Annotated in this window: 7 protein-coding genes; 5 read left to right on the top strand and 2 right to left on the bottom strand. The window is 73.3% G+C overall.

Going from position 1 to position 13,145, the window contains the following annotated elements; genetic code table 11:
* The first annotated feature begins 570 nt into the window (after nt 1-570).
* The 3 genes from polA to IG64_RS26375 all read left to right on the top strand — a co-directional run bounded on the left by polA (nt 571) and on the right by IG64_RS26375 (nt 6,368).
* Nucleotides 571-3,297 (top strand): DNA polymerase I, encoded by a 2,727-nt coding sequence (gene polA, locus IG64_RS26365; RefSeq protein ID WP_037860708.1) that lies wholly within the window; start codon nt 571-573, stop codon nt 3,295-3,297.
* Between the two features lie 264 nt (nt 3,298-3,561).
* Nucleotides 3,562-3,930, top strand: a complete 369-nt coding sequence (locus tag IG64_RS40655; RefSeq protein WP_051813364.1) for a hypothetical protein — start codon at nt 3,562-3,564, stop codon at nt 3,928-3,930.
* A gap of 632 nt (nt 3,931-4,562) precedes the next feature.
* A complete protein-coding gene (locus IG64_RS26375) occupies nt 4,563-6,368 on the top strand; it encodes a lytic transglycosylase domain-containing protein (protein ID WP_037860709.1) in 1,806 nt (601 codons plus the stop codon).
* Between the two features lie 5 nt (nt 6,369-6,373).
* Here IG64_RS26375 and IG64_RS26380 read toward each other — a convergent pair whose 3' ends face one another.
* Nucleotides 6,374-9,226 carry an ATP-dependent RNA helicase gene (locus IG64_RS26380; protein ID WP_037860710.1) on the bottom strand — a complete coding sequence of 951 codons (2,853 nt, stop codon included), beginning with the start codon at nt 9,224-9,226 and terminating at the stop codon, nt 6,374-6,376.
* Nucleotides 9,227-9,301: 75 nt separating this feature from the next.
* On the bottom strand, nt 9,302-10,258 hold the full coding sequence (locus IG64_RS26385; RefSeq protein ID WP_234438617.1) for a class I SAM-dependent methyltransferase: 957 nt from the start codon (nt 10,256-10,258) through the stop codon (nt 9,302-9,304).
* 226 nt (nt 10,259-10,484) lie between these two features.
* On the opposite strand from IG64_RS26385, the gene rpsA reads away from it, so the two are divergent.
* A complete protein-coding gene (gene rpsA, locus IG64_RS26390) occupies nt 10,485-11,978 on the top strand; it encodes a 30S ribosomal protein S1 (protein WP_037860711.1) in 1,494 nt (497 codons plus the stop codon).
* 227 nt (nt 11,979-12,205) lie between these two features.
* Nucleotides 12,206-13,144 carry a PAC2 family protein gene (locus tag IG64_RS26395; protein ID WP_037860712.1) on the top strand — a complete coding sequence of 313 codons (939 nt, stop codon included), beginning with the start codon at nt 12,206-12,208 and terminating at the stop codon, nt 13,142-13,144.
* Nucleotide 13,145: the final 1 nt, after the last annotated feature.

Below are 13,145 nucleotides of genomic sequence, written 5' to 3' on the forward strand. Positions count from 1 at the left end.
GCTCTCCTTCGACTGCGCGTGTGCTCTTTCCCGGGGCGGCTTCGCGGGCGCACCGGTGAGGGCGCCGCGGACCCGGATCCCGGACGCCTCCGATCCTCGCACGCGGCAGTGACAGTGACCCCGGCCGGGGATGCGTAAGAGAGAGGAAAGAGAGGAAGAGGGAAGAGGGAGGAGGGGCCCGCACTTCCTCAGCCTTCCGGGATTGAGGTGGGAGCCTGCCCGTCCCCAGCCCCTTCCGTCGCTGAGGTGAGGCCTGCCCGTCCCCAGCCGCTTCCGTCGCTGAGGTGGGGCCTGACCGTCCTAAGCCCCTTCCGTCGCTGAGGTGGGGTCTGACCCTCCTCGGCCGCCTCCGGGCCCGGGCCGGGGGTCCGGCCGTCCCCAGCCGCATGCGGGCCCGGGTCGGGGGCGCGCCCGTTCCAGCCGCTCCCCGGGCCGGGGCGTGGGCCCGCCCCTGCCCGGCGCGTCCCGGCCCGTTCCTGGGCGCGGCCGCGAGGCCGGGCCGGGCCGCGCATCCGCCGCCGAGGACCGGCCGTCCTCCGAGTGTCAGTGGGTCGTGGCAGGATCGGGGGCGTGGCAGAGACAGCATCGAAGAAGACCGACACCCCTTCCGGCGGCTCCCGTCCGCGGCTGATGCTCATGGACGGGCACTCGCTGGCCTACCGCGCGTTCTTCGCGCTGCCCGCGGAGAACTTCACCACCGCGACGGGCCAGCCGACGAACGCGATCTACGGCTTCGCGTCGATGCTGGCCAACACCCTGCGTGACGAGGCGCCCACGCACTTCGCGGTGGCGTTCGACGTCTCCCGCAAGACCTGGCGTTCGGAGGAGTTCACCGAGTACAAGGCGAACCGCTCCAAGACGCCGGACGAGTTCAAGGGCCAGGTGCAGCTGATCTGCGAGCTGCTCGACGCGATGCAGGCCTCCCGCTTCGCCGTCGAGGGGTTCGAGGCGGACGACATCATCGCCACGCTCGCCACCCAGGCCGAGGCCGAGGGCTTCGAGGTGCTGATCGTCACCGGTGACCGCGACTCCTTCCAGCTGGTCTCCGAGCACACCACGGTGCTCTACCCGACCAAGGGCGTCTCCGAGCTGACCCGTTTCACCCCGGAGAAGGTCTTCGAGAAGTACGGGCTGACGCCGGCGCAGTACCCGGACTTCGCGGCCCTGCGCGGCGACCCGTCGGACAACCTGCCGGGCATCCCGGGCGTGGGCGAGAAGACGGCGGCGAAGTGGATCAACCAGTTCGGTTCGTTCGCCCAGCTCGTGGAGTGTGCCGAGGAGGTCAAGGGCAAGGCCGGGCAGAACCTCCGCGACCATCTGGAGGCCGTCAAGCTCAACCGCCGCCTCACCGAGCTGGAGCGCAACGTCGAGCTGCCGAAGGGCGTCACCGACCTCGCCAGGACGGCGTACGACCGCAAGGCCGTCGCGATGGTCCTGGACACCCTGGAGATCCGCAACCCGTCGCTGCGCGAGCGGCTCTTCGCCGTCGATCCGGGGGCCGAGGAGGCCGAGGCCACGCCGATCGCGGCGGACGGTGTGGAGCTGGACGGCACGGTGCTGGGCACCGGTGAGCTGACGGCCTGGCTCGCCGAGCACGGCACGCAGACCCTGGGTGTCGCCACGGTCGACGCGTGGGCGCTGGGCGCGGGCTCGGTCGCCGAGGTCGCGCTGGCCGCCGCCGGCGGACCCGCCGCCTGGTTCGACCCGTCCCAGCTCGACGAGGCCGACGAGCGCGCGTTCACGGACTGGCTGGCCGACGCCGGCCGGGCCAAGGTGTTCCACAACGCCAAGGGCGCCATGCGGGTCTTCGCCGAGCACGGCTGGAGCGTGGCGGGCGTCACCATGGACACCGCGCTGGCCGCCTACCTGGTGAAGCCCGGCCGCCGCTCCTTCGACCTGGACGCGCTCTCCCTGGAGTACCTGCACCGCGAGCTGGCACCGGCCGCCGCGGCCGACGGCCAGCTGGCCTTCGGCGCGGACGACGCGGCCGAGGCCGAGGCCCTGATGATCCAGGCCCGCGCCATCCTGGACCTGGGCGGGGCCTTCGAGGAGCGCCTGGAGGAGGTCGGCGCGGCGGACCTGCTGCGCGACATGGAGCTGCCCACCTCCGCGCTGCTCGCCCGTATGGAGCGCCACGGCATCGCCGCCGACCGGACCCACCTCGAAGCCATGGAACAGATGTTCGCCGGTGCGGTGCAGCAGGCCGTGAAGGAGGCCCACGCGGCGGCGGGGCACGAGTTCAACCTCGGCTCGCCCAAGCAGCTCCAGGAGGTCCTCTTCGGCGAGCTGGCGCTGCCCAGGACCAAGAAGACCAAGACCGGCTACACCACCGATGCCGACGCCCTGGCCTGGCTGGCCGGGCAGACGGACAACGAGCTGCCGGTGATCATGCTCCGCCACCGGGAGCAGGCCAAGCTCCGGGTCACCGTCGAGGGCCTGATCAAGACCATCGCGGCGGACGGCCGCATCCACACCACGTTCAACCAGACGGTCGCCGCGACCGGCCGCCTGTCGTCGACGGACCCGAACCTGCAGAACATCCCCGTCCGCACCGACGAGGGCCGGGCCATCCGCCGCGGCTTCGTCGTCGGCGAGGGCTTCGAGTCGCTGATGACGGCCGACTACAGCCAGATCGAGCTGCGGGTCATGGCCCACCTGTCGGAGGACGCCGGCCTGATCGAGGCGTTCACCTCCGGCGAGGACCTGCACACCACGGCGGCCTCCCAGGTCTTCGCCGTGGAGCGCTCGGCGGTCGACGCGGAGATGCGCCGCAAGATCAAGGCGATGTCGTACGGCCTGGCGTACGGCCTGTCCGCCTTCGGTCTCTCCCAGCAGCTGAACATCGAGGCCGCCGAGGCCCGCGCGCTGATGGACGCCTACTTCGAGCGGTTCGGCGGTGTGCGGGACTACCTGCGCCGGGCGGTCGACGAGGCGCGCGCGACGGGCTACACGGCGACGCTCTTCGGCCGCCGCCGTTACCTGCCCGACCTCAACAGCGACAACCGGCAGCGCCGCGAGGCGGCCGAGCGGATGGCCCTCAACGCCCCGATCCAGGGCACGGCCGCGGACATCGTCAAGATCGCCATGCTGAACGTGGACCGGGCACTCGGCGAGGCCGGTCTCAAGTCCCGCATGCTGCTCCAGGTCCACGACGAGATCGTCCTGGAGATCGCTCCCGGCGAGCGCGCGGCGGCCGAGGAGATCGTCCGCCGTGAGATGTCCGGAGCGGTCCGGCTCCGGGCGCCGCTGGACGTCTCGGTGGGCGTGGGCCCGGACTGGGAGTCGGCGGCGCACTGAGCCAGAGGCGGAGGCGGGGGCGTCCACCGGCCCGTACGGGCCCGGGCGGCCCCCCGGCCGTTCCCGGTCCGGTGGACGCTCCGGCCGTTCCCGGTCCCGTGGATGTCGCGATTGTTCCCGGTCCGGTGGACGCTCCAGTCGTTCCCGGCCCGCGGCTGTCGGCCCACCCGGCCTTTCCCTGTCCCCGGCCGTCCGTGTCGGGGCCGTCACTCACGTGGCCCCCGCAGAGACGCACCCGCCACCCCGGCCCGACAGGATCTGGGCATGGGTATACGCATGCTCAACCACCGGCCGGCGGTATCCCAGACACCCGTCGGCACGGCCCCGGCCGCGCCGCCCCCGCCGGTCCCGGCCCTCGCGGCCGACGCAAGCACCGCCCGCATCCCGACCGACCTGGCGGTCACCCTCCGGCGCGCCGCGAGAGACCTCCGCCGTCGGCTCACCCCAGGTCCACGCCTTCCCTGGCCCCTGTGGGCCGACCTCACCCGCGGCTACGTAGCGCTCCTGCTCGCCCGGATGCCGCGCCCCGTCCCCGCCCGCACCCTCACCGTCTTCGTCGCGGCCATGACCGCCGAACCCGGCCGCCCCGGCGGCCCACCGTCACGGGAACCCCGCCCGGACCGCGCACCCTGAGCCCACTGAGGCCCTGGAAGCCCCTCACCCACCAGCAGTCCTGCCCCGCGCTGCCCCAGGCCCCCGCGTCCCGCGCCCGCCCGGGCCGCGCCCCGTGCCATCCCAGTCCGTGGCCATCGTGGCCCGGGCCGCGCGCCGCCGGGCCCTGCGCCCCCCCGCGCAGCCGGACCCGCGCCTCGCCCCCTGGGGCACCCCCGCCGAGTAACGCGGGCCCGGGGCACCCCGGCCCACCCGCACCCCTCTCACCCGCACCCCTCCCAGCCCCGCCCCCGGGGCACCCGGGCCCCTGGCCACCCGCACCCCGCCGCGCTCCGGCCCGCCCCTCCCCGTTTCCCCGTCCTCCCCGGCGCCCCCAGGCAGTGCTGCCCCCGCACGCCTAGAAGGGAGCGGCACACAACCCCCCGTCCGGACGCCCGAGTGCCGCGGCCCACCGCCCTTGCCACCGAAGACGGACAAGCGGCGGAAACCGGGCACGAACCGCTCCCCGCTCAAAGGAAGTTGTCGTAGGGTCACCTGGGTCGTGCATCCGGAAGGCTCCACGAGGGCAACCAGTACCGCGAGTCAACCGTCACAACAGGGCGAACAGGCAAGCACAGAAGGACGCTCGGGCGTTCACGGGAGGGGTTCACTCCATGGCGGCGCATTTCGGCAGGAGGCTGTACAAGGGGGCGGCGACCACGGCCGTGGCCGCGGTGGCGGTCGCGGCGCTCTCCGCTTCCGAGGCTCCCGGTGTGACGGTCGGCGACGAGGGAAGACAGCCCGCCGCCGGTGCGACGTCCGTCCCCGACACGCCCGTCGGCGACAGTGCGACCGGTGACACGCACTACTACACGGACCTCCCGCCGCTGAACAGCCCCGACCCGGCGGCCCCCCACACCGGTACCGGCACCCCGGCCTCGCAGGCCTCGGCCGAGGCGGGCATACCCGCCACCGTGCTCGACGCCTACAAGAAGGCCGAGGCCGAACTGCGTTCCTCCAAGCCGGGCTGCAACCTGCCCTGGCAACTCCTCGCCGCCATCGGCCGGGTCGAGTCGGGACAGGCGCGCGGCGGCCAGGTCGACGCGAACGGCACGACGTTCAGCCCGATCCTCGGCCCCGTCCTCAACGGCAGCGGTTTCGCGAACATCAGCGACACCGACCACGGCCTCTACGACGGCGACAGCACCTACGACCGTGCGGTCGGCCCCATGCAGTTCATCCCCTCCACCTGGCAGTGGGCGGGCCGCGACGGCAACGGGGACGGCAAGAAGGACCCCAACAACATCTACGACGCCGCCCTCGCCACCGGCCACTACCTCTGCCGCAACGACTGGGACCTGTCCGACCACGCCGACCTGAGCAGCGCGATCCTCAGCTACAACCACTCGCAGGAGTACCTGAACACCGTCCTGTCGTGGCTGGAGTACTACCGCAGGGGCACCCACTCGGTGCCCGACGGCACCGGCCAGCTGCCGGTCCACCACAGCGACGACTCCGCCGGCACCCACCCCGGGCCGTCCACCACGCCCTCGCGGCCCTCCTCCCCGACGCCGAGCCACCGGCCGGGCGGGTCCGGCAAGCCGGGCACCCCCGCCAAGCCCGGCACACCGGGCAAACCAACCACCCCCGGCTCGCCCGGCGGCACCCCGGGCGAGCCGAGCAGGCCGCCCGTGACGCCTCCCCCCATCCCTCCCACGCCCACCGACACGGTGGACCACCTGGAGGACGCCGGCACGGACACGCTCACCGCCCGCGCAGGCGAGGCCTTCTCGGAGAGGATCAGCACCCGCGCCGAGACCAAGGCCGGCAAGCCGGTCGCCAAGGTCAGGGTCCGTTTCCTGATCACCGGCGACACCGACACCGCCTTCACCGGCGGCGAGAAGGTCGCCACCGTCGTCACGGACGCCTCCGGTGTGGCCCTCGCACCCGTGCTCCGCGCGGGCGAGAAGACGGGCGACTTCACCGTCCGTGCCGTGGTCGTCGGCCGCGCGGTCTCCGCGCTCCCGTACAAGGCCACCGTCACCGCGCGCACCGCCGACGCGCTCGTCCGCACCAGCGACACCCCGCTGGCGTGCACGCCGGGCGGCGAGTTCACCGACCAGGTCGAGGTCAAGGCCACCTACAAGGGCGCCGTCGCCGGCAAGGTCGCCGCGACCGCCACCCTGGTCAAGTCCGCCGACGACCCAGCCGAGAACGACAAGGGTCCCTACTTCAAGGACGCGGACGGCAAGCCCGTACGCACCCTGAAGGGCCTTCAGGCGGACGCCAAGGGACTGCTGAAGCTGCCCCGGCTGTACGCGGACGACACCACCGGCACCTTCCTGCTCCGCATCACCACCGCCGGTGGTGCCACGCTGACCGTGGAACTGAAGGTCGCGGCGGCCGACCCCTCCGCCGAGCCGTCGACGGGCGCGTCCCCGTCCTCGTCCCCGTCGGCGTCCGCCTCCCCGTCCTCGTAGCGCCCTCATCTCCTGAGCCGGGCGTTGGTGTGCCGGGTCGGCTGCGCGGTCGCAGGGTCCTCGGGCCACGGGTGCTTCGGGTACCGGCCGCGCAGCTCCGCCCGTACGCCCTTGTAGCCGTCCCGCCAGAAGGAGGCGAGGTCGGCGGTGACGGCGACGGGCCGCCCGGCGGGGGAGAGCAGGTGCACGAGGACGGGCACCCCGGCCACGGCGGGCGAGGCGTCCAGCCCGAACATCTCCTGGAGTTTGACCGCGAGGACCGGCTGTGCGGGATCGCTGTAGTCGACCCGGACCGCCGACCCGCTGGGCACGGTGAGCCGCTCCGGGGCGAGTTCGTCCAGCCGGGCCGCCTCGCCGGAGGCCCACGGCAGCAGCCGCGCCAGCCCCTGCCCGGCGTCGATCCGCGCCAGGTCCGCGCGTCGGCGGGCGCGGCCCAGTTCCGGCTCCAGCCACTCCTCCACGCGCGCGTGGAGGGCTTCGTCGCGGACGTCGGGCCAGGGTTCACCGAGCCGCTGGTGCAGGAAGGCGAGCCGCTGCCGCAGCACTTCGGCCCCCGGCGACCAGCGCAGCAGCCGCCACCCCTCCTGCCGCAGCCCCTGAAGGAGCGCGTCGCGTACGAGCGCGGGCGCCGGGCCGGCGAGCGGCCGGGCCCTCAGCTCCACCGCCCCGAGCCGTTCGACCCGCCGGGCGACCACGTCCCCGTCGGCCCAGCGGACCTCCGCACGCTCCTCGTACAGGGCCCCGGCCGCGAGCCGGGCGACGTCCTCGTCGACGGCCGCGGCGAGCTGCACGCGCGCGTGCCCCCTGCCGAGCGGCCGGTCGGCCACGGCGACCGCGATCCACGGCACCCCGCGCAGCGCCGACCCCTCGGCGAGTTCGGCACGCGTCCCCGAGACCATGAGGTAGGACCCGCCCTCCAGCCTGGCGACCCGCTCGGGAAAGGCCAGAGCGGCCACGAGCCCGGCAACGCCGTCCTCCCCGGCGGCCGGTGCCCCGGCCCCCGCGGAACCCCGGCCGGACGCACCCGCCGACAGACCGGGAACCGACGACAGACCGGAGACCGACACCCCATCGACAGCCCGCCGCGCACCGGAAGCAGGCGACGCACCGGCGGCCCCCGGCGCGTCGGCCGCCCGGGACCCGTCCCCGGACGCGGCTCTGCCCACCCTGGAGGCGGCGTCGCCGGGCGGTGCGTCCCCGGGGGCGGGCCTTCCCACCCCGGCCGTGACGCCTCCGGACGCCGCGTCCCCGGACAGGGACCTCCCCACGCCGGTCGGGGCGTCCCCGGACGCGGGCCTCTCCGCGGGTGAGGAGGCGCCCCCCGGCGCGGGCGCGTCCGCCGTCCCGGTGGCCGCCGCCGCGGCGGCCCGCAGCCGGCGCACCTCCGCGCGCCACCGTCCCGCGTACGCGTCGCCGTCACGCCGGACGCGGCGCAGGGCGGCGGCGAGATCGTCGCCGTACTCCCGGGGCACTTCCTCGCTGAGCAGCGCGACCACGTCCGCGACCGCGCCCGCCGCCCCGGTGAGGGCACCCGCGTCGAGGAGGGACCGTCCCAGCCGCACGGGCACGCCCAGCCGCGCCAGCCGCGTTCCGCGCGGCGTGGCGCGTCCGGCCGGGTCGACCGCGCCCACGGCGGTCAGCACCTCCCGGGCCGCCGCCATGGCGCCGGCCGGCGGCGGATCCAGCAACGCCAGTCCGGAGGCGTCCGGATCGCCCCAGCAGGCTGCCTGGAGGGCGAACGCCGTCAGATCGGCCACCTTGATCTCCGGTGCCGGGAAACGCGGCAGGCGCCCGTCCTCGGCCTGCGTCCAGCACCGGTAGACCGTGCCCGGCGCCTCGCGTCCGGCGCGGCCCGCCCGCTGCCGTCCGGCCGCCCGGGATGCGCGCACCGTGGTCAGCGCGCCCAGACCGCGCGCGTGGTCCACCCGCGGCTCCCGGGCGAGCCCCGCGTCGACCACGACCCTGACCCCGGGCACGGTCAGCGACGACTCGGCCACGGACGTGGCGAGCACCACGCGGCGCCGCGGGCCCGGCGCCAGCACCGCGTCCTGCACCGCCGCCGGGGCCCGCCCGTGCACCTGGAGCACGTCCACCCCGTCCAGGTCCCCGAGCCCGCCCGCGACCCGCGCGATCTCGCCCGCACCGGGAAGGAAGCAGAGCACGTCCCCCGTCCGCTCGGCGAGCGCGCGCCGCACCACGGAACCCACATGAGACAGCAGCGCGGGATCGACGCGCATGCCGTGCGGCGGGCGTACGGGGCGTGCCGGCGGCGCCCAGACCACCTCCACCGGGTACGACACGCCCTGCGCCTCGACCACCGGCGCGCCGCCGAGCAGCCGTGCCCAGCCCTGCGCGTCCGTGGTCGCGGACGCCGCCACCAGCCGCAGCTCGGGCCGCAGCGCCTCCCGTACGTCGCACAGGAAGGCCGCGGCCGTGTCCGCGTCCAGATGCCGTTCGTGGCACTCGTCGAGCACCACCACGTCGATCCCGGCCAGCTCCTGGTCGCGCTGCAGCCGCTGCAGCAGCACACCGGTGGTGACGACCTCCACGCGCGTGCGGCGTCCGACCACCCGTTCCCCGCGGACGGTGTGGCCGACGCTCTCGCCGGCGCGCTCACCCAGCAGCCACGCCATCCGCCGGGCCGCGGCGCGGGCGGCGATCCGCCGCGGTTCGGCCACGACCACCCGCCGGGCCGGTCCGCGCCCGAGCAGTCCGGCCAGGGCGAGCGGCACCAGCGTCGTCTTGCCGGTACCGGGCGGCGCCACCAGGACGGCGCTCCCGTGAGTGTCGAGCGCGTCGTTCAGGCCGGGGAGGGCCCCGCGTACGGGCAGTGCGTCGAGGGCGTCGTAACGGATCACCCCCCTAGTGTCGCCAGTGGCGCACGGACGGGGAAACGCCCTCCACGCGCGCGTGGAGGGCGTTCGCCCTGCGGGTCAGTCGCGTTCGCAGACGAAGATCGCGGTCCCCGGGATCAGGTGCCCGCGCAGCGGGGACCAGCCGCCCCACTCGGAGGTGTTCCAGTCCGGCCATTCCGGTTCGACGAGGTCCACGAGGTGGAAACCCGAGGTCACGATGTCGCGGACCCGGTCGCCCAGGGTGCGGTGGTGTTCGACGTAGACCGCCTGGCCGTCCTCGTCCTGCTCCACGTACGGCGTGCGGTCGAAGTAGGAGGCGGACACCGACAGACCCTCCGGACCGGGCTCGTCGGGGAAGGCCCACCGGATCGGGTGCGTCACCGAGAACACGAACCGCCCGCCCGGCCGCAGTACCCGGCGCACCTCGCGCAGCACCAGCCGCGGGTCGGCGACGAAGGGCAGCGCCCCGTACGCCGAGCAGGCCAGGTCGAAGGAGCCGTCGGCGAAGGGGAGCACGGCGGCGTCCGCGCACACCAGGGGGACGGGTCCGCCGATGCGCAGCGCGTGCTGCAGCTGGCGGTGGGAGAGGTCGAGCGCCACCGGGCGTGCGCCCTGCGCGGCCAGCCAGCGCGAGCACTGGGCGGCGCCGGCACCGATCTCCAGGACGTCCCGGTCCTTCAGCTCCTCCGACGGACCGAGGAGTTCCGCCTCGACCTCGTCCAGGCCCTCGGGACACCACACGAAGCGGTCGTCGCCGAGGAAGGTGCCGTGTTCGACCTGGTAGTCGTCGGCGTTCCGGTCCCACCAGCCCCGGTTGGCGCGGGCGCTCTCGGTGACCGAGGCCGCACGTCGGGTGGCCTCGGGCTCGGGCAGTTCGGGCTCTTGGATGATCGGCTCCCTCGTACTAGTCTGCGGCTCTTCCGTGCAGCCCCCGGCGGGCGCCCTCGGCGGGCGCCGCGGTGCCGGCAGGGCTCCGGGAGACAGGTTCTGTGCCGGGGATGCGGCGTTCTGTCCCGGGTGTGCGGCTTCGCGCATTGACCCTGCCCGGCTGCCCCCGTATGCTACAAGTTGCGCTGCGGGCCTGCGCGCCTCAGACGGAGCAGGCTGCGCTCGCATCTGTTGTATGTCCCCTCGGTTTTCGAGGCGCCACCAGCGGTTTTGTGTGGGGCTTCCTTGGCTGTCCGGCTTCTGCAGAGCGAAACGGGCTCCCGGCGTAAGCAGTACCTACGACTTCAATGTCCGTACCGGAGCCCTTTCCCACATGACGAGCAGCACCGAGACCACCGCCACCACCCCGCAGGTAGCGGTCAACGACATCGGTAACGAGGAAGCATTCCTCGCCGCGATCGACGAGACGATCAAGTACTTCAACGACGGCGACATCGTCGACGGCGTCATCGTGAAGGTCGACCGGGACGAGGTCCTGCTCGACATCGGTTACAAGACCGAAGGTGTCATCCCGAGCCGCGAGCTCTCGATCAAGCACGACGTCGACCCGAACGAGGTCGTCGCCGTCGGTGACGAGATCGAGGCCCTTGTTCTCCAGAAGGAGGACAAGGAAGGCCGCCTGATCCTCTCGAAGAAGCGCGCCCAGTACGAGCGTGCCTGGGGCACCATCGAGAAGATCAAGGAAGAGGACGGCATCGTCACCGGTACCGTCATCGAGGTCGTCAAGGGTGGTCTCATCCTCGACATCGGCCTCCGCGGCTTCCTTCCGGCCTCCCTGGTCGAGATGCGCCGCGTCCGCGACCTCCAGCCCTACGTGGGCAAGGAGCTCGAGGCGAAGATCATCGAGCTGGACAAGAACCGCAACAACGTGGTCCTGTCCCGCCGTGCCTGGCTGGAGCAGACCCAGTCCGAGGTCCGCCAGACGTTCCTCACGACCCTGCAGAAGGGTCAGGTCCGCTCCGGTGTGGTCTCCTCGATCGTCAACTTCGGTGCCTTCGTGGACCTGGGTGGCGTCGACGGTCTGGTCCACGTCTCCGAGCTGTCCTGGAAGCACATCGACCACCCCTCCGAGGTCGTCGAGGTCGGCCAGGAGGTCACCGTCGAGGTCCTCGACGTCGACATGGACCGCGAGCGCGTCTCCCTGTCGCTGAAGGCGACCCAGGAAGACCCGTGGCAGCAGTTCGCCCGGACCCACCAGATCGGCCAGGTCGTGCCCGGCAAGGTCACGAAGCTGGTTCCGTTCGGTGCGTTCGTCCGCGTGGACGAGGGCATCGAGGGTCTGGTCCACATCTCCGAGCTGGCCGAGCGCCACGTGGAGATCCCGGAGCAGGTCGTCCAGGTCAACGACGAGATCTTCGTCAAGGTCATCGACATCGACCTCGAGCGCCGTCGCATCAGCCTCTCGCTGAAGCAGGCCAACGAGTCCTTCGGTGCCGACCCGTCGGCGGTCGAGTTCGACCCGACCCTGTACGGCATGGCCGCGTCCTACGACGACCAGGGCAACTACATCTACCCCGAGGGCTTCGACCCCGAGACCAACGACTGGCTCGAGGGTTACGAGAAGCAGCGCGAGGAGTGGGAGCGCCAGTACGCCGAGGCGCAGTCCCGCTTCGAGCAGCACCAGGCGCAGGTCATCAAGTCCCGCGAGGCGGACGAGAAGGCCGCTGCCGAGGGTGGCGAGGCTGCCGCTCCGGCCGCCTCCGGTGGCGGTTCGTACTCCTCCGAGGGTGGCGACAGCTCCGGCGCGCTCGCTTCGGACGAGGCCCTGGCTGCCCTGCGCGAGAAGCTGGCCGGCGGCCAGAGCTGACCGCTCACCGCTGCTAGGCGCAAGCCGTTGACCGCGGCCCGTACCCCCCGCCCGGGGGTACGGGCCGCGGCCGTACCCGCACAAGGCGCCCGCCCCACCCGCCCGCCTCGCCCGTGACCGCGGCGGAAGACTCCGTCGTCACGATTCCGGGTGATCGTGCGGCGTCGGGGAATGCCCGCGCCCCGTTCCTCGTTGTGAACCTACGAACACGAGGAGGGGCGGTCACAGTGCTTGATCCGCAGGGTTTGTACGCATGGGAGCCGAAGGGCCTGGCGGTCGTCGACATGGCGCTCGCACAGGAGTCGGCCGGGCTCGTCATGCTCTACCACTTCGACGGATACATCGACGCGGGGGAGACCGGCGACCAGATCGTCGACCGGCTGCTCGATTCCCTGCCCCACCAGCTCGTGGCGCGCTTCGACCACGACCGGCTCGTGGACTACCGGGCCCGCCGCCCCCTGCTGACCTTCAAGCGCGACCGCTGGACCGAGTACGAGGAGCCGGCGATCGAGGTGCGCCTCGTCCAGGACGCCACGGGAGCGCCGTTCCTGCTGCTGTCCGGCCCCGAACCGGACGTCGAGTGGGAGCGCTTCTCCGCCGCCGTGCGGGAGATCGTGGAGCGGCTGGGCGTGCGCCTGGCGGTCAACTTCCACGGCATTCCCATGGGCGTCCCGCACACCCGCCCGGTCGGTCTCACCCCGCACGGCAACCGCAGCGACCTCGTCCCTGGCCACCGCAGCCCCTTCGACGAGGCGCAGGTCCCCGGCAGCGCCGAGGCCCTGGTGGAGTACCGGCTGATGGAGGCCGGGCACGACGTCCTGGGCGTCGCCGCGCACGTCCCGCACTACATCGCCCGCTCTCCGTACCCCGACGCGGCACTGACCGTGCTGGAAGCCATCACGGCGGCCACCGGCCTGGTCCTGCCGAGCGTCGCCCACTCCCTGCGCAACGACGCCCACCGCACGCAGACCGAGATCGACCGGCAGATCCGTGAGGGCGACGAGGAACTCACCTCCCTCGTGCAGGGACTGGAGCACCAGTACGACGCCGCCGCGGGCGCCGAGACCCGGGGCAACATGCTCGCCGAGCCCGTCGAGATCCCGTCCGCCGACGAGATCGGCCGCGAGTTCGAACGCTTCCTGGCCGAGCGGGAGGGCGAGAACTGAC

It is taken from the genome of Streptomyces sp. NRRL S-340, from assembly GCF_000720185.1.
Taxonomy (GTDB): domain Bacteria; phylum Actinomycetota; class Actinomycetes; order Streptomycetales; family Streptomycetaceae; genus Streptomyces.